Source organism: Streptococcus equinus (assembly GCF_900101445.1).
GTDB lineage: Bacteria > Bacillota > Bacilli > Lactobacillales > Streptococcaceae > Streptococcus > Streptococcus equinus_B.
In genome coordinates this window covers 341,454-357,114 of record NZ_FNKE01000001.1, presented here as the reverse complement: position 1 = coordinate 357,114, position 15,661 = coordinate 341,454, and the positions used below count along the sequence as shown (strand labels likewise).

Annotated in this window: 21 protein-coding genes, 3 tRNA genes and 1 other RNA gene; 7 read left to right on the top strand and 18 right to left on the bottom strand. The window is 36.8% G+C overall.

The window, feature by feature from the left end:
• Positions 1 to 7: 7 nt before the first annotated feature.
• The 10 genes from BLR83_RS01770 to BLR83_RS01735 form a co-directional block, all read right to left on the bottom strand.
• The gene (locus BLR83_RS01770; protein ID WP_074559895.1) at positions 8 to 442 is read right to left on the bottom strand and encodes a hypothetical protein; all 435 of its coding nucleotides are present in this window, start codon (positions 440 to 442) and stop codon (positions 8 to 10) included.
• On the bottom strand, positions 443 to 604 hold the full coding sequence (locus tag BLR83_RS09870) for a hypothetical protein (protein WP_159427743.1): 162 nt from the start codon (positions 602 to 604) through the stop codon (positions 443 to 445).
• Positions 604 to 840, bottom strand: coding sequence for a hypothetical protein (locus BLR83_RS01765; RefSeq protein ID WP_074559893.1), 237 nt, complete (start codon positions 838 to 840; stop codon positions 604 to 606). Before BLR83_RS01765 ends, BLR83_RS09870 begins: the two co-directional genes overlap by 1 nt.
• Positions 837 to 1,013, bottom strand: coding sequence for a hypothetical protein (locus BLR83_RS09865; RefSeq protein WP_159427742.1), 177 nt, complete (start codon positions 1,011 to 1,013; stop codon positions 837 to 839). The genes BLR83_RS01765 and BLR83_RS09865 overlap by 4 nt, the downstream gene beginning before the upstream one ends.
• Complete coding sequence (locus tag BLR83_RS01760; protein ID WP_074559891.1) at positions 1,010 to 1,855, bottom strand: ATP-binding protein; 846 nt, start codon at positions 1,853 to 1,855, stop codon at positions 1,010 to 1,012. The genes BLR83_RS09865 and BLR83_RS01760 overlap by 4 nt, the downstream gene beginning before the upstream one ends.
• Entirely contained in the window at positions 1,855 to 2,739 is an 885-nt protein-coding gene (locus tag BLR83_RS01755; protein ID WP_074559889.1) for a phage replisome organizer N-terminal domain-containing protein, read from the bottom strand. The genes BLR83_RS01760 and BLR83_RS01755 overlap by 1 nt, the downstream gene beginning before the upstream one ends.
• 10 nt (positions 2,740 to 2,749) lie before the next feature.
• Positions 2,750 to 2,950 carry a hypothetical protein gene (locus BLR83_RS01750; protein ID WP_074559887.1) on the bottom strand — a complete coding sequence of 67 codons (201 nt, stop codon included), beginning with the start codon at positions 2,948 to 2,950 and terminating at the stop codon, positions 2,750 to 2,752.
• Between the two features lies 1 nt (position 2,951).
• A complete protein-coding gene (locus tag BLR83_RS01745) occupies positions 2,952 to 3,242 on the bottom strand; it encodes a hypothetical protein (protein ID WP_039697038.1) in 291 nt (96 codons plus the stop codon).
• Positions 3,243 to 3,581: 339 nt separating this feature from the next.
• Positions 3,582 to 4,292: an ORF6C domain-containing protein gene (locus BLR83_RS01740; RefSeq protein WP_074559885.1), complete on the bottom strand. Its 711-nt coding sequence runs from the start codon at positions 4,290 to 4,292 to the stop codon at positions 3,582 to 3,584.
• A 120-nt stretch (positions 4,293 to 4,412) separates the two neighbouring features.
• Positions 4,413 to 4,634: a transcriptional regulator gene (locus tag BLR83_RS01735; protein ID WP_074559884.1), complete on the bottom strand. Its 222-nt coding sequence runs from the start codon at positions 4,632 to 4,634 to the stop codon at positions 4,413 to 4,415.
• 300 nt (positions 4,635 to 4,934) lie between these two features.
• Between BLR83_RS01735 and BLR83_RS01730 the strand changes: the two genes are divergently transcribed.
• The 4 genes from BLR83_RS01730 to BLR83_RS01715 are packed head-to-tail and all read left to right on the top strand — an operon-like array spanning position 4,935 to position 7,451.
• Positions 4,935 to 5,282 (top strand): helix-turn-helix domain-containing protein, encoded by a 348-nt coding sequence (locus tag BLR83_RS01730; protein ID WP_074559882.1) that lies wholly within the window; start codon positions 4,935 to 4,937, stop codon positions 5,280 to 5,282.
• Between the two features lie 19 nt (positions 5,283 to 5,301).
• Entirely contained in the window at positions 5,302 to 5,691 is a 390-nt protein-coding gene (locus BLR83_RS01725; RefSeq protein ID WP_074559880.1) for an ImmA/IrrE family metallo-endopeptidase, read from the top strand.
• A gap of 48 nt (positions 5,692 to 5,739) precedes the next feature.
• Entirely contained in the window at positions 5,740 to 6,312 is a 573-nt protein-coding gene (locus BLR83_RS01720) for a hypothetical protein (RefSeq protein ID WP_074559878.1), read from the top strand.
• 56 nt (positions 6,313 to 6,368) lie between these two features.
• Positions 6,369 to 7,451: a site-specific integrase gene (locus BLR83_RS01715; RefSeq protein ID WP_074559876.1), complete on the top strand. Its 1,083-nt coding sequence runs from the start codon at positions 6,369 to 6,371 to the stop codon at positions 7,449 to 7,451.
• A 133-nt stretch (positions 7,452 to 7,584) separates the two neighbouring features.
• On the opposite strand, the gene ssrA is transcribed toward BLR83_RS01715, so the two are convergent.
• Positions 7,585 to 7,935: a transfer-messenger RNA gene (gene ssrA, locus BLR83_RS01710) on the bottom strand.
• Between the two features lie 94 nt (positions 7,936 to 8,029).
• Between ssrA and BLR83_RS01705 the strand changes: the two genes are divergently transcribed.
• The 3 genes from BLR83_RS01705 to BLR83_RS01695 all read left to right on the top strand — a co-directional run bounded on the left by BLR83_RS01705 (position 8,030) and on the right by BLR83_RS01695 (position 9,844).
• Positions 8,030 to 8,644 (top strand): TVP38/TMEM64 family protein, encoded by a 615-nt coding sequence (locus BLR83_RS01705; RefSeq protein WP_074559874.1) that lies wholly within the window; start codon positions 8,030 to 8,032, stop codon positions 8,642 to 8,644.
• Positions 8,645 to 8,775: 131 nt separating this feature from the next.
• Positions 8,776 to 9,156, top strand: coding sequence for a CidA/LrgA family protein (locus tag BLR83_RS01700; protein WP_039697045.1), 381 nt, complete (start codon positions 8,776 to 8,778; stop codon positions 9,154 to 9,156).
• Positions 9,149 to 9,844 (top strand): LrgB family protein, encoded by a 696-nt coding sequence (locus BLR83_RS01695; RefSeq protein ID WP_074559872.1) that lies wholly within the window; start codon positions 9,149 to 9,151, stop codon positions 9,842 to 9,844. The genes BLR83_RS01700 and BLR83_RS01695 overlap by 8 nt, the downstream gene beginning before the upstream one ends.
• A gap of 187 nt (positions 9,845 to 10,031) precedes the next feature.
• Here BLR83_RS01695 and BLR83_RS01690 read toward each other — a convergent pair.
• The 7 genes from BLR83_RS01690 to parC form a co-directional block, all read right to left on the bottom strand.
• Positions 10,032 to 10,103 (bottom strand) — tRNA-Arg (locus BLR83_RS01690).
• Between the two features lie 70 nt (positions 10,104 to 10,173).
• Positions 10,174 to 11,370, bottom strand: coding sequence for a 30S ribosomal protein S1 (gene rpsA, locus BLR83_RS01685; protein ID WP_009854084.1), 1,197 nt, complete (start codon positions 11,368 to 11,370; stop codon positions 10,174 to 10,176).
• A gap of 127 nt (positions 11,371 to 11,497) precedes the next feature.
• Positions 11,498 to 11,569 (bottom strand) — tRNA-Gln (locus BLR83_RS01680).
• A 40-nt stretch (positions 11,570 to 11,609) separates the two neighbouring features.
• Positions 11,610 to 11,690 (bottom strand) — tRNA-Tyr (locus BLR83_RS01675).
• Between the two features lie 61 nt (positions 11,691 to 11,751).
• Positions 11,752 to 11,982: a DUF2969 domain-containing protein gene (locus BLR83_RS01670; protein ID WP_039697048.1), complete on the bottom strand. Its 231-nt coding sequence runs from the start codon at positions 11,980 to 11,982 to the stop codon at positions 11,752 to 11,754.
• Between the two features lie 66 nt (positions 11,983 to 12,048).
• Positions 12,049 to 13,071, bottom strand: coding sequence for a branched-chain amino acid aminotransferase (locus BLR83_RS01665; protein WP_039697049.1), 1,023 nt, complete (start codon positions 13,069 to 13,071; stop codon positions 12,049 to 12,051).
• Positions 13,072 to 13,197: 126 nt separating this feature from the next.
• On the bottom strand, positions 13,198 to 15,657 hold the full coding sequence (parC, locus tag BLR83_RS01660; RefSeq protein ID WP_074559870.1) for a DNA topoisomerase IV subunit A: 2,460 nt from the start codon (positions 15,655 to 15,657) through the stop codon (positions 13,198 to 13,200).
• Positions 15,658 to 15,661: the final 4 nt, after the last annotated feature.

Genomic DNA, 15,661 nt, shown 5'->3' with positions numbered 1-15,661 from the left:
TCCTCCTTTAAATACCACAGCGATAAATCGCTTTGAACAAATATTCTTTATTCGAATGTTCTCTTTTTTGAACTTTTTTAGTCTTTGACAGCTGATAAGCACGGTCAATCTCATCTGGATTATATTTTTTCACAATATAATCACCTTTCCTGATACGATAGGCTAAAGCACCAATATTATCGAGCCCCAGCTCCTTAGCACAACCTATTTTGCTCCCTGTAAATACCCATTCACCATCAGCATTAAAGAACACGTACTGAGGCTCCTGGGAGTTACTCACAATTTCCGTACGAAGAAACGCCCTTGTAATAACCCCTTCTCTTACTTTCTTATCAAAGAAATGTCTTGAAAGACCAAATGCTTTCCGAGCATCCTTTACCAAACCAGTGAATGACTTCTCCGTCTCAGAATTATAAAACTTATAAACCTTAACAATTCCCACCTAATCACCTTCTCTCTCGTATTGCATAACCTCAGCATGTAGATGAAGCACATCCTGAACATACTTTTGACGTTCTAAAGCATCTGCTTTCGTGTCGTAAATTTCATTTTTACATTCCTTACGCTCCCAACGTGGGATATTAATCGTTACCAGCCAGCTCATCAGCAATCCTCAATCTCTGTAAACATTTCAATATCATCATCTAACTGTTTAACACCAATGATTTTAATTTTTTCATCTGTATGAGCTTTTAAAAACTTAACTAGAATACTCTCGTTATAATCCTGATAACGTAAATTCTTACCATAACCTACCAAGGATAGAGCACTTCCTAAAGCAGTACCTAAGTTGTAATGCTCATCCGTTTCCATTTCACCAACTCTTACTTTAAATCTCAAAATTCAATCCTTCCTCCAATTTCTGCCCAATTTTGCCACTCAATAATTTTTAAAACAAAACTATCAAATGGTAAAAGAAGCATCTGTTGTTTAACTACAGGGTCAAGCTCCCAGTAGCACGTTTCAAAATCACTAATCAGCTTCTTCTTATCCTGCAATTCTTTATCAATCATCGCTTACTGATACTTCCTTTCGGATAAACTAAAACCTGTTTATTCTTAGTTGAACCCTTAAAAATCCGGTCAACTAAAGCACTATCATATATCTTCAGCAACTCATCACGACTAAAATTAGTGTTAATAACTGTAGTCTTACGAGCATCCAAAATATTAAACAAAACACTTTGCACCCAGTCACTTGCTGGCTTGATAGTGTTAGCCATCGAGCTCTCTTTACCAAGGTCATCCAAAAACAAAAAGTTAACCTTTGTTAAAAAATCAATAGCATAATCTTCAGTAAACTTCCCACCACCATTAAAAGATGACTTGATTTTTGAAAACATACGAGCAACAGGCATAAAAACAACCGTTACAGGCTTGTTATCAATCCTGCTTTTCTTGAAGACTTCATTAAGCCCATCAGCCATAGCCAACGTCAAGAAACTCTTCCCTACACCAGGAGGACCAATTAACACACTATTGCCTGAACCACCTTGATAGTAATCTCTGCACATTCTTCTAGCAAAATTTAAAGCCCTCGTGTCAAAGTCGGTTTCAGCTTTGAATGTTTTAAAACTAGCCCCTCTTAAATCATCAGAAATAATGCTGTCTTTTTGGAAAACTTGATAGCCTCTTGCAATATCAGAATTAATAAGCCCACGTTGTATACCTTCTTCTTCCTTCTTCTTAATAGCTAGCTTTTGACACTCTGGACAAAATTCCTGAGTAACCATACCATCAAGAGAAGGTCTTGCAATACGCCAAAGCTTAACACCGTGTAAATCACAAAGCTCTTCTACTTCTTGTTTGGTCAAAAATTCAACATACTTCCTAGCCATATCATCAACCTTTTGCATCAATTCCAATCCTCCATACCAGCAAACTTATCAGCATTCGGGTCAGAAAAAGCAAACTTATCTTTTGCTATTGGAGTTGGGGTATTTAAATAGCTATCAAATTTTGTCCCAAACAACGTCTCAGGTCTTAAGTATTTTGACATGCTTTCATCGTTTAACCACTCAGCTGATTTGATATCAATCACCTTTTTAAAATCCTCAAGTGTATATCCTTCTTTAAACCTTGCGTTTACAGAACTCATATTTTTATCTACATACTTAAAATTCCTATTAGTTACTTGGTTCAAGTATGCAATCGGGATTCTCTTTTCGTAATTGTCAGGATTCCCTTTTTTTATAAGTTCAATTGACTTTTCATTTAGCCAAGAAGGAAAGATGTACATTTGCGATTCTTCGCAATATCTCTCTTGTTCTCTCTCTCTTTCTTGTTCTCTCTCTAACTCTATCTCTGGTGTACATTTGTTGTACATTTGTACACCAGCGTTTTCATTGTGTATCAACAGCTTTTCAGATTCTATCTTTTGTCGATATTTCCTAATACGGTCAGCTTCTGAACTACTTTGACCAATGAAATTCTGGATATCTAGCATATAAATAGCACCATTATCCAAAATCTCGATTAAATCCATTTGTTGAAAAATTGAGATTGCTTTTTCAACTACTGCTACAGGATGTCTAGTGATGGTAGCTAACATTTCAGAATTGAATGGTATCCTGTCGTTAAACATTAAACGACCATCATTCTTTAGACTTCTAAGATAGAGTTTTAAAAGAATATTACTGTAAAGGTAACCATCAGGTAGGCTTTCAAGAACTACAATTTCATCACGGTCATAAAAGTTCTCTTTTAGCTTTAAATAGTAGTATTTCTTATTATCTGCCACTAAAGCCCTCCTATTCTTCCTCAAAACGGTTACTAATAGCCTGAGCTTGTGCCCACATCTCACTATTCTTCTTTACACGTTTCATAAACACTAAGTCCTCATAATCTTTACTACGATAGTACTCAATGGTTTCTTCTCTACGTCTAAGTAAAGTTAAAGTGAATACCTCTGAAAGAACCAAAAAACTGAAGCCAATAATAAGATATGTCATGTTATACTCCCTTTCTTAAAACTCTTTGGACATCTGCCAAATCATAAAGATATTTACTATTGATACTTTTTCCTGTTCGATGACATCTGAACACTCCCTGGTCACGCAAGCGCTCAAGTTCCTTGCGACTACGACCCGTTTTTTCAACTAAAACTTTAATCCCAACCCATTTGCTGTCATTTTTCAACTCTTCTTTGACGATAGCAAACGCCTCACGATTAAGTTCTACCAGTTCTGCCAACAATTCATCCCTAAAAGCTTTATCAAATTCATTTAAGACTTCAATTGCCATAGCATTTTAATCCCTTTCGTGCTATAATTAAGTTAAGTTATTTTTGTATGTCACTGATTTTTCAGTGGCTTTTTTGTTTTCCTAGACTAGCAGGTAAAGCTGTAGCAAGATTTGCAACAAGGTAAAAAGTCAAACAGATTCTTAGAGGAAAAATGAAAAAATTTTACTTGCTACAGCCATAGCTACTAGCCTAGGGTATTTTTAAAGCAGACTAGCAGATAGAACGCTAATAAGGACTTTGTATATTAAAAACTAAAATAGGAGTTCATCGTGCGTATTTCTAAAATTGGTATTGTTGCCCTATTAGCGTTTTAACTACTAGCCTGCCTACTCTATACATTAAAAGAGTTGTGAATTTAATTGACGAATTTTCATTTTTGTATTGGTGCTTGGTTCCCAAGTTGACCAATACGCAAAAGCTTCTTCCTCGTCTTTTCTAGGTAACATATCGTAACGACCGATTTTAAAATGCTCTTTAAAATCTTTCCCAGCTTCCCAGAAAACCTTACGAGAAAAATCCTTATCTAAATATGCACCAGCAGTTATACCACCTAGCAAGGCGACAACACGTTTTTTACGCTTCTTCTCAAGATTCGCCAAATGACTTGGGTGGATAGGTTGTTCTTCTTTTAAGTAGTCAATATCACGCTTCATACTAGCCTGTTCTAACTTAATCGCTTTCTGATTTTGAAAGAGATTGATAAAAGCATCCTCACTGAGATTTTTGTTGATATAAGCCCCTTGACGGCGAATAGCTGGAAGAACTTCACTTGTTACCCAACGTTTAAATTCTTTCGCCTGTGGAAGTTTACTAGACAAGATAAGTGAGTAAAGACCTGATTCATTGATAATTGTCATCATTTGAGTTCCACCAAGGTCGCCCTGAATTGGGGCGTCCTTTTTATCTTCATCATCAACATGATTAGCGATTGCGTTTCGAGCTTTTGCATAACCTAAAACCTCTGCCACATCCTTGCCAACAAAGTAAGGCTCACCATTAATTGTCATTGTACGGACCTCATATCCGTGAAATTCAAAAATATCGTTCATAAAATTACCTTTCTAATCATCCCGAGGGCTAAAATCGTTTCCCAAACATCTAATCCCTCAAGACTATCTATCACCACTTGATTTAGTTGGTGATTTTTCTTTTGCCAGTTTAGGATGAGTTTATTTTTCATCTGATTCTTTAAACTCTTCCCACGGTTCACGAATGCTCAAAAGATTAGAAACACGTAGTTTTAAATCAACACTTCCTTTACCAGTTTTGAGCAATTCTGTAATTGTAGCTGGACTTCTTAAACCAACAGCTTGTGTCAAATCAGCTTTTGACCAATTTTTTTCTTTTAAACGCTGTTCAACTAATGAAATCCAATATTCAAGTTGAGTCATTTTTTCTCCTTTCTGAATGTTAAAACGAAAAAATTTATGAATTTTTTTATAAAAACCATTGACACGTTTTATACTTTGGTATAAAATCAATGCATAAGAAAAGCACTAACAAACAACTTGATATCACTCGAAAAAATCAAAGTCGCCAAACTTATTTTTTAGTTATATCTTCGTTTATTGCTTTTGTTATTCATTCGCTTTACAAATTATATTTTATACTAGAGTGTTAAATATGTCAATGAAAAATTACACTTTTTTATAAAATGTTTTTTCGTATCGGCTAGAAAGGTTGATTTTACAATGTTTTCAACGTTCGAAAGAATAAAAGAGTTATCCAAAAAACAAGGAAATAGTCTGCAAAAAGTAGCGGAGGATTTAGACTTTAGTGTAAATTATCTTTATACGTTAAAGGAAAAAACACCTAAATCAGACCGTTTACAAGAAATTGCTGATTATTTCAACGTCTCTACTGATTACCTTCTAGGACGTACAAATAACCCTAAAATCGCTTCTGACGATGACATCAATGAGATTGACTTGAAAGAGGCTGCTAAAGAAAGCTTCTTTTATGATGGGCATGAACTCAATGATGAAGATATTGAACTAATCAGTTCAATTCTTGAAACAAGAATGAAAAATAGAAAATAAGAAAAGATAGGATGATTTTATGATGTCTGCTGAGTCAACATGTACTCAACAAGGTGTTGAATTATATTATTTTGATGGTAGAGGTTCTACTCTCAAAGGGACTTACAACAAACCCAGCAACCTCATTATTGTAGATAGCTACCTGGATGATATTGAAAAGAAAAAAGTGATATATCATGAATTAGGTCATAAGGACCATAACCCCGCTAACTACGACCGTTGCCGTGAACAATATGAAGCTCAAGCTGACAGAAATATGATATACCATCTTCTAAAAGAAGAACTATCGTATTGGGATAAAGATGAATTAGAGAATTTTAATTACATCAACTTCCTACAAAAATATGACTTAAAAACCACTATTAACGAATCCATGGTTAAAGAAGAATTTTTTAACCTGATTGATTAAACACTACGTGCAAAACTGAACCACGTTAAAAGCTGATGGAGTTTTAAATTGGAAAAGAAAAATGATAAAGTGATTGCTGTTATTGTCGGTATCTGCTTACTAGCGCTTCTTATTATAACTAGCATTGCCACATCTGGGTCTAGTAAAAAAGAGAAAACAACAAAGAAAAATGATGATAGCGTTACTCAGGTCCTCCAAAAAAGCAATAAACTTTCATTTGATGATAGTTATATTTTTACAAAAGCTGATGATAAAAAAACTGAACTTGATTTAGCTGGATTGAAGGTAACAGTAAAACAACCCTATATTAGTCTTGCAGCATATTCAGATGCTGGATATGATAGCTATGATGAATTTATCGATTACTACCCTGAATTTAAAGGAAAAAAAGTCCTTCTAGTTCCAATCAAGTTGAAAAACACTACCGCACACTATATCGATACACCACGATGTATCGTTGTTGATGATAACAACTCACCTTTAGAATATTCTTATATAGATGGGATTTCTAAAGAAATAGATGGGCTTGAAGCTGGTGAAGAGGCGAAAACAGTTGATGTTTACGTAGCTAATAGTTTTGACCCAGTTTTTGTAACATTTGGAAATAAATTGTGGAAATAAAAAAATCCTCACACATTTGTGTGAGGTTAATTTTAACGCAAAAAGGTGATTTTAACATGGAGATAGTATCATACAAGAAAAAAGATGGAAAAACTTACTATAGGTTCAGGTTTTATGTAGGAAAAGAAGGCGGACGCGGGAAATATATTAAACGCAGAGGTTTTAAAACTAAAGGTGAAGCCCGAGCAGCAATATTAAAAATTCAGGAAGAATTAGATAAACAAGATTTAAAATCTGATATAACCTTTGAAGAACTATCTAAGCAATGGCTGAAAGAATATGAAAAAGATGTAGCTGAAAGCACCTACCTCAAGACTGAACGTAACTTCAAGAATCATATTTTACCATCTATTGGACATTTTAAAATCAGCGAGCTTACTCCACTGATTATTCAGCAATATCAGAATGAATGGTCAGCTAAGCTAAAGTATGGACGTAAGTTGCTTGGATTGGTCCGTAATACGCTTAATTTAGCTATAAAGTACGGTTACTTGGAAAATAACCCTGCTACCTCTGTAACAGCTCCTAAAATCAAAAGAGAGGTGTCTAATCAAAAAGACTTCTACGATAAAGAAGAACTAAAAAAATTTATGGAACTTGTCGAGGCTACAAAAGATATCAAAAAGATTGCTATCTTTAGATTATTTGCTTTTACTGGTGTTCGTAAAGGGGAACTACTTGCACTAAATTGGACAGACTTCAAAGACGAGACTCTGAGTGTTTCTAAAGCAGTCACCCGAACTCCCGCTGGTTTAGAAATATCTGTCACTAAGAACAAATCCAGCGAACGCCTGATTAGTTTGGATAAAACAACCTGTGATATTCTTGAAGAACTTCACCAAGCCTATCCAAACAGCAAATTGATGTTTGAATCTGAAAATGGTGGAATTATGACCCCGAGTCTTCCTAGAAAATGGTTCCTCCAAATTATTTCAGATAGTGATTTACAACCAATTAAAATTCATGGTTTTCGTCACACACACGCAAGTTTATTATTTGATGCAGGATTGAGTTTAAAACAAGTCCAATACCGTCTTGGACATTCAGATTTAAAAACAACAATGAATGTCTACACTCACATTACCCAAAAAGCTATCGATGATATTGGAAAACAATTTTCCGATTATATTGATTTTTGAAAAGAGACCCGTTTTTGGGTCTCTTTTTGGGTCTCTCCAAAAGGCAAAACTAGGCAAAACTAGGCAAAACGCAAAAACAAAAAACGTTGATATATCAACGTTTTGCGTAACTTTGCTAAACTATGAAAAGTTTTTATGGAGCCGGTGGGAGTCGAACCCACGTCCAAACACCTGCCAATACATTCGTCTACAACCATAGGTTATGTCTTTGATTTAACTTAAGCTCGATACATAACTCAAACCTAGATTAAGCGAGCCTATAAATCTCTTTTTAACTAGCTAGGCAATAGTCAAACGTAGCTTGCTAATCAATGAAACCTCTAGCAAAACACAAGCAATCCTGTAGAGATCACGCGAGCTGGTTTTTAGGCAGCTACAGCGTAAGAATTTGTATTTTTTGCAGTTATATTTAACTGGCATTTTTACATCTGCCGATGAGTCGCAGAATGTACCTCATAATGCCTGTCGAATCCGTAACGACCCCAGGATATTATAAAGTAGTCAAAAGCTACGTTTGTTATTATAGCAAATAATGTTTAAAATAGCAAAAAAATAATTCTTATGATATGATAAGAATTATGAAAATGAAGATGTTTGACCATTATGCCTTTTGGCAGCGACTGATCAAGTTTCTGGGAGTATTAGCCTTGCTGGGAACGTTTGTTTTAGTCATCTGGTTCTACCATTTAGGGATTCTAAACGATAGTAATGCACTCAAAGATTTTGTTAATCAGCACAGTGTCTGCGGGCCTTTAGTTTTTATCTTAGTGCAAATCTTTCAAGTCGTCTTCCCAGTTATTCCAGGTGGTGTCACAACAGTTGCTGGCTTTTTAATTTTTGATCCAATCCTTGCCTTCTTTTACAATTACATTGGCATTGTGATTGGTAGTATCATACTATTTATTCTTGTTAGACTATATGGCCGCAAGTTTATTCTACTTTTTGTCGATGAGAAGACTTTTTACAAATACGAAGCGAAGCTTAACACTCAGAATTACGAAAACTTCTTCATCATTTGCATGTTATCACCCATTTCACCAGCTGATATCGTGGTGATGATAACTGGATTATCTCGCATTTCATTAAAACGTTTCATCTTCATTATCCTACTAACCAAGCCAATTTCAATTATTTCTTATAGTTATATCTGGATTTTTGGAGGAAATATCTTAAAATTACTATTAGATCACTAAAGCCTGAGCTTTGCTCGGCTTTTTCTTTTTTTCATTACAACTGTAATTTTTCAAAAAAATTTCATGTAAACATTTTCACAGTATTGAAAAATTCTTACATAGTAGTAGACTTATAACGAAGGAGTTTACTAATGAAGTTATACGTTCAATTTATGATAATTCTCATCTTTTCATTTATTGGGGAGGCGATTTCTAATTTACTCAATTTACCTGTTCCTGGTAGCATTATTGGGTTAGTGCTACTTTTTCTTGCCCTGGAATTCAAGGTAATTCGTTTAAGACACATAGATGTTGTGGGAAATTTCTTGCTCAATAATATGACCATTTTGTTCTTGCCTGCAGCTGTCGGAATCATGGATCGATTCAACGACATCAAGGATTATTTGCTCCCTATCACCATTATCATTCTTGTAGCTATCTTTTTGAATGTTGCTACTATTGGTTTTGTTGTTCAATTCATCAAAACACGTTTTGAAGGAGACTATGTTGATAAAGGAGGTCACCATGACTGATATTCTTACAAACCCAATCTTTGGTATCATGCTATCAATCCTAGCATACCTTATGGGCATGCTTATTTTTAGGCGTTTTCCACACCCAATTACTACCCCTTTACTATTGGCAACTTTTTTTATTATTGCCTTTTTAAAGATCACTAAGATTTCCTACCATGATTATTACATCGGCGGAAGTTATCTTAACACATTGATTATTCCATCAACAGTAGCACTTGGCATTCCGCTCTACCGCTCATTCCACTTGATGAAGCATCACATCAGAAGTATCCTTACTGGTATTCTTGCTGCTTGTATCGTTAACACAACTTTTACCGCTCTTGTTGCGAAAACATTTGGTATTAAATATTTGCTAGCTATTTCATTATTCCCTAAATCAGTAACAACTGCAATGGCTGTTGGTATCACTGAAAAAATGGGAGGAATTACAACTGTAACACTTGTTGTCGTCGTCATTACAGGAATTTTAACAAGTGTTCTTGGACCAGTTTTTTTAAAACTCTTACGAATCGAAGATCCCGTTGCTATCGGGCTTAGCCTTGGAGGAACAGGGCACGCAATCGGTACTGGTACAGCTCTAAAATACGGTCTCGTTGAAGGTGCGATGGGAGGACTTGCTATCGGAGTTACCGGAATTGTTTACGTTATTATCAGCCCAATCGTAGCTCAAATCATTTTAAAATAACTTTTTATAAGTGCCTGTGGTAAAAATCACAGGCCTTTTATTCGCCCTTAAATTGCTCGTAATGCTATCCAAGATTAACTTGCGACAACTTTTCCTTAGATTCTTCAACAAGCTTCACAACAAGGCTTTTATGGGCATATATAAAAAGAAAAAGCCAGTTACTGGCTTTTTCTAATCGGTATAATACTCCACTCTAAGGGAATCGAACCCCTATTTCAAGAACCGGAATCTTGCGTGATATCCATTACACTAAGAGTGGCAACTACTATATTATACCACATCGAAACAAAAAGAAAAGACTTGAAAATCAAGTCTCTTCTCATTTATAATTACAATTCAATATCGCCAAACAAGTCAGCCATTGAGAATCCAGTTTGAGTTTCTGGAAGTTCGTAATCACGTTTAGCTTCACGTTTTGGACGACGTGGACGTGATTGACGTTTTTCTTCGTTTTCAGCTTGTGCTGGACGTTCTTCAAGAGCTTTGATTGAAAGTGATACACGTTCTGCAGCAGCGTTAACATCAAGAACTTTAACATTAACTTCTTGACCTACTGAAAGAACATCTTTTGGATTTTCAACACGTTTGTGTGAGATTTGTGAGATGTGAACAAGTCCATCGATACCAGGCAATACTTCAACGAAAGCACCGAAGTCAGTCAAACGTTTAACTTTACCCTCAACAACATCGCCAGCAGCAAGTTTTTGTTCTACGCCATCCCATGGTCCAGGTGTTGTAGCTTTAAGTGAAAGTGATACACGACCTGCTTCTTCGTCGATTGAAAGAACTTTAACTTCAACTTCTTCACCAACAGAAACAACTGATTTAGGTGAAACGTTGCGTTCGTGTGACAATTCAGTCACATGAACAAGTCCATCAACACCACCAAGGTCGATGAAAGCACCGAAGCTTGTCAAGCGAGCAACTTTACCTTTAACGATTGCGCCTTCTTCAAGTTTAGAGAAGACTTCTTTACGAGCTGCAGCAGCTTTTTCTTCAACAACTTCACGACGTGAAAGGATGAAGCGGTTTTCAGCTGGAACAACTTCTTTGATTTTAGCTTCAAATTCTTGACCAACGAATTTTTCAGTGTTACGTACGAAACGTGTATCAATCATTGAAGCAGGGATGAATCCGCGAAGTCCTTCAAATTCAACTGAAAGACCACCTTTAACAGCGCGTGTACCTTTAACAGTAACAACTTCGCCTTCGCGACCAACAAGTTTATCCCAAGCTTTGCGAGCTTCCAAGCGTTTTTTAGAGACAAGGAAAGTAACTGTATCAGTATCTTTACCTACTACTTGACGAAGAACAAGTACTTCAACTGTGTCGCCAGTTTTAACGAAATCGTTAATATCAGCATCGCGATCGTTAGTCAATTCACGAAGTGTAAGAACACCTTCAACACCTGTTCCTTCGATAACAACGTTTGCTTGATCATTATCAACAGTTAAAACTTCCGCAGTGACAACATCACCAGGGTTTACTTCGCTAACACTGTTTAGCAAATCTTCAAATTCATTCATTCTAAAAAATCCTCCAACAAAAGCTAGCTTAAGCTAGCTTTTGACAACAATAATATTTCTCAAGGTAACCCGCAACGACAACAACTTTTATCTTTGACGGTGTCAAGCCGAAACTCGATACCTTTGACTGGGGTAGCTGGATTCGAACCAACGCATGAGGGAGTCAAAGTCCCTTGCCTTACCGCTTGGCTATACCCCAAAAACAAGGTTCAATTAATTCTAAGATAAATTCTTAGAAATGGAAGGGGAGGGATTCGAACCCCCGAACCCGAAGGAGCGGATTTACAGTCCGCCGCGTTTAGCCTCTTCGCTACCCTTCCGTTACGACAAAAACTATTCTAGCATAGTTTTTGTTCTCTGACAAGTACTTTTCGCTATTTTTTAGCGATTTAAGTTGTAATTTTCAATAATACTTTCAATTGCTTGCTCTAAAGTTTTGAAAAGTGCTTCCACTTCTCCGTTTTTGACAACAGCAAATTTGTTATCAAGCTCAGCAATTTCACCGATAACTTTTTTTCCAGCAGTCAAATTGTAACCATCGACATTAGCATTGTTGATGGCAACTTTGGCGTCAGCAAGTTGAATTTCGATTTTTTTATCTTTTTTGCTCATTTTTCCACCTCACGCTATTCATTTTACCGAAAAACAAAAAAGCTTGCAAGAGCAAGCTTTAATTTATTAGTCAACTTTGTAAATCCAGCCTTCTGGAGCTTCAATATCACCGAATTGAATGCCGACAAGTTCGTCATACAATTTACGAGTAACAGGACCTACTTCTGTTTCACTGTAGAAGACATGGAAGTCATCACCGTGTTGAACACCACCGATTGGTGAAATAACGGCTGCTGTACCACAGGCACCTGCTTCAACAAATTTATCCAATTCATCAAGTTTAACATCTCCTTGGATAGCTTTCATGCCAAAACGGTGTTCTGCCAAATAAAGAAGTGAGTATTTTGTAATAGATGGCAAGATTGATGGGCTAAGTGGTGTAATGAATTCATTATCAGCTGTAATACCAAAGAAGTTAGCAGAGCCGACTTCTTCAATCTTAGTGTGTGTCGCTGGATCTAGGTAAATAACATCAGAGAACTTACGGTCATGAGCCATTTTACCTGGAAGAAGACTTGAAGCGTAGTTACCACCTACTTTTGCAGCCCCTGTACCATGCGGAGCCGCACGGTCATATTCGTCTTGAATCAAGAAATTAGTTGGTACCAAACCACCTTTGAAGTAGTTACCAACTGGCATTGCGAAAATAGTAAAAATGTATTCATCTGCAGGGTGAACACCGATAATGTCACCGACACCAATCAAAAGAGGACGTAGATAAAGTGTTGCACCAGTGCCGTATGGTGGTACAAATTCTTCGTTAGCACGAACGACTTGTTTTGCAGCATCAATGAATTTTTCTGTAGGCACTTGTGGCATAAGAAGACGATCTGCAGTGCGTTGCAAACGTTCAGCGTTCATATTTGGGCGGAACAATTGTACTGAACCATCTTTTGTACGATAGGCTTTCAACCCTTCAAAGGCTTGTTGACCATAGTGCAAAGCTGGTGATGCTTCAGAAATGTGAAGCATTGAATCTTCTGTTAATTTTCCTTCATCCCATTTACCATCTTTGTAGTAAGAGATGTAACGAAATGGTAATTTACGATAGGCAAAGCCTAGATTTTCCCAGTCTAAATCTACTGTCATAACTATTCCTCTTTCTTTGTTTTTATCCTATTGTACGCTTTTTAAATCTTTTTTCAAGTACTTTTTCATAAAATTCTGAAAATTTGTTCAAAAAATAAATCGGAGAAAATCTCCGACTTATTATCGCTATTTAATTCTTGCGCTAAAGACACCTTCATCTGAAATTTTATCTGAGATAAAGGAACCGTTACTTGTGCGTTCTGACAAGGTCAAATCTTCAAGAATAGCTTGATAATGATTGCCTTTATTTGAATAAACTTCTAAGGTTTCGATTTTATCTGAATCTAATGGCTCAATAGTGAATAAATCAATATTTTGCACATCATTTGAGGCATGGACTGGTCCTGCCATAAAGACGCGATGTGGTTTTGATTTGAGTTCACGAAGGACTTGCAAGCCTCGATTAGCACGACTTGTTGCTGGAATTAGCTCAGTCGCCATACGTTTAAGGCTACCACGTTGCGTTAAGATAAAGAAGCTTTCTGTATTAGCGATAAAGGCTGACACGACAAAATCATCATCCTTAAGGTTAATTGATTTAACCCCAGCCGCTTTGGCACCGACTACTGGTACTTCGTCAATATTGAAATGCAAAGCATAGCCATTATGCGTAATAACCATGACATCATCAAGTGCAATTGGCGCAATAGTCACGACCATATCATCGTCTTTTTTCAACTTAGCGTACTTAACAGCTTTTGATTTGTAAGTGCGCCATGGCGTGAATTCTTTGCGTTCAAAGCGTTTGATTTGACCATATTTTGTGGCTGCAAAATAAGTTTGCGGACCAAATTCATCGACAATTTCAGCATACAAGACATACTCGTCTGTCGCAAAATTAGTGATGGTTTGTGATAAATGTTCCCCAATATCTTTCCAGCGAATATCTGTCAATTCATGGACTGGACGATAGATGACATTGCCAAGATTTGTAAAAATCAACAAATGTTGAGTTGTCTTAGCTTGTGAGACAAAGACCAGTTCGTCATCGTCACGTTTACCGATTTCTTCAACCGTAGAAGCGTTGTAAGAACGCGGACTTGTACGTTTGATGTAGCCACCTTTTGTCACACTGACATAAGTATCTTCTTCGACAATCAAGCTTGCCACGTCGATTTCAATTGTTTGTGCTTCAGCTTGCAATTCTGTTAAACGTGGGTTAGCAAATTTCTTCTTAACTTCGCGCAATTCACGTTTCATGACATTATACATAGTACGTTCGTCACCGATAATTGCTTTAAGCATAGTGATGCGTTCACGAAGCTCTGCTTCTTCATTTTCAAGCGTCACAATATCGGTATTTGTCAAACGGTACAATTGCAAAGTCACAATAGCTTCAGCTTGTTCTTCTGAAAATTCATAGCTGACTTTGAGGTTTTCTTTGGCATCAGCTTTATTTTCAGACGCACGAATAAGCGCAATAACCTCATCCAGAATTGAAATGACACGAATCAAGCCTTCCACGATGTGAAGACGTTTTTCAGCTTTTTCCTTGTCAAATTTTGAACGGGCAACGATGATTTCCTTACGGTGAGCAATGTAACTTGTCAACATCGGAATGATACCCACTTGGCGTGGTGTATAGTTATCAATAGCAACCATGTTGAAGTTATAGTTAACTTGCAAGTCAGTGTATTTCAACAAATAGTTGAGAATCGTTTGCTCATCTGCATCTTTTTTAAGCTCGATAGCAATACGAAGGCCATCACGGTCTGATTCATCACGAACTTCCGCAATACCAGGGACTTTATTGTTAACACGAACATCATCGATTTTCTTAACAAGTACGGCTTTATTGACTTCATAAGGAATTTCAGTGACGACGATTTGTTTTTTACCGCCACGAAGACTTTCAATGTCCGTGCGTGAACGAACCACAACACGACCTTTACCAGTCTCATAAGCCTTACGAATACCGTCTTTCCCTTGGATAATTGCTCCTGTTGGGAAATCAGGTCCAGGCAAGAATTCCATTAATTTGTCTAATTTAGCATTTGGATGGTCAATAAGGTAAACCACCGCATCAATCACTTCTGCCAAGTTGTGTGGTGGAATATCTGTTGCATAACCAGCTGAGATACCTGTTGCACCATTCACCAAAAGGTTAGGAAAGGCAGCTGGTAAAACAGTTGGTTCTTTTTCGGTATCATCAAAGTTCCAAGCAAATGGAACAGTATCTTTATCAATATCACGAAGCAAATAGCCTGCAATTTCTGACAAGCGTGCTTCGGTGTAACGCATGGCAGCCGGTGGATCACCGTCCATAGAACCGTTGTTACCATGCATTTCAATCAAGGTTTCACGGTTTTTCCAGTCCTGACTCATACGCACCATGGCGTCATAAATTGATGAGTCACCGTGTGGGTGAAAATTACCCATGACGTTACCGACTGATTTAGCCGATTTACGGAAACCTTTATCAAAAGTATTGCCGTCCTTATTCATTGAATAAAGGATACGACGTTGAACAGGCTTCAAACCATCACGAATATCTGGCAAAGCCCGCTCTTGAATAATATATTTGGAGTATCGTCCAAAACGATCCCCCATAATGTCTTCAAGAGACATATTTTGTACATTTGACATAATT

Excerpts from the sequence above, each read along its gene's own strand:
- BLR83_RS01700 (WP_039697045.1), top strand. The coding sequence starts at position 8,776 with ATGAAGTTATACGTTCAATTTATGATAATTCTCATCTTTTCATTTATT.
- BLR83_RS01670 (WP_039697048.1), bottom strand. The coding sequence starts at position 11,982 with ATGAGCAAAAAAGATAAAAAAATCGAAATTCAACTTGCTGACGCCAAA.
- BLR83_RS01695 (WP_074559872.1), top strand. The coding sequence starts at position 9,149 with ATGACTGATATTCTTACAAACCCAATCTTTGGTATCATGCTATCAATC.
- BLR83_RS01760 (WP_074559891.1), bottom strand. The coding sequence starts at position 1,855 with ATGCAAAAGGTTGATGATATGGCTAGGAAGTATGTTGAATTTTTGACC.
- rpsA (WP_009854084.1), bottom strand. The coding sequence starts at position 11,370 with ATGAATGAATTTGAAGATTTGCTAAACAGTGTTAGCGAAGTAAACCCT.
- BLR83_RS01725 (WP_074559880.1), top strand. The coding sequence starts at position 5,302 with ATGATGTCTGCTGAGTCAACATGTACTCAACAAGGTGTTGAATTATAT.
- BLR83_RS01715 (WP_074559876.1), top strand. The coding sequence starts at position 6,369 with ATGGAGATAGTATCATACAAGAAAAAAGATGGAAAAACTTACTATAGG.
- BLR83_RS01740 (WP_074559885.1), bottom strand. The coding sequence starts at position 4,292 with ATGAACGATATTTTTGAATTTCACGGATATGAGGTCCGTACAATGACA.
- BLR83_RS09865 (WP_159427742.1), bottom strand. The coding sequence starts at position 1,013 with ATGATTGATAAAGAATTGCAGGATAAGAAGAAGCTGATTAGTGATTTT.
- BLR83_RS01730 (WP_074559882.1), top strand. The coding sequence starts at position 4,935 with ATGTTTTCAACGTTCGAAAGAATAAAAGAGTTATCCAAAAAACAAGGA.
- parC (WP_074559870.1), bottom strand. The coding sequence starts at position 15,657 with ATGTCAAATGTACAAAATATGTCTCTTGAAGACATTATGGGGGATCGT.
- BLR83_RS01735 (WP_074559884.1), bottom strand. The coding sequence starts at position 4,634 with ATGACTCAACTTGAATATTGGATTTCATTAGTTGAACAGCGTTTAAAA.
- BLR83_RS01665 (WP_039697049.1), bottom strand. The coding sequence starts at position 13,071 with ATGACAGTAGATTTAGACTGGGAAAATCTAGGCTTTGCCTATCGTAAA.
- BLR83_RS01750 (WP_074559887.1), bottom strand. The coding sequence starts at position 2,950 with ATGACATATCTTATTATTGGCTTCAGTTTTTTGGTTCTTTCAGAGGTA.
- BLR83_RS01745 (WP_039697038.1), bottom strand. The coding sequence starts at position 3,242 with ATGGCAATTGAAGTCTTAAATGAATTTGATAAAGCTTTTAGGGATGAA.
- BLR83_RS01705 (WP_074559874.1), top strand. The coding sequence starts at position 8,030 with ATGAAAATGAAGATGTTTGACCATTATGCCTTTTGGCAGCGACTGATC.
- BLR83_RS09870 (WP_159427743.1), bottom strand. The coding sequence starts at position 604 with ATGAGCTGGCTGGTAACGATTAATATCCCACGTTGGGAGCGTAAGGAA.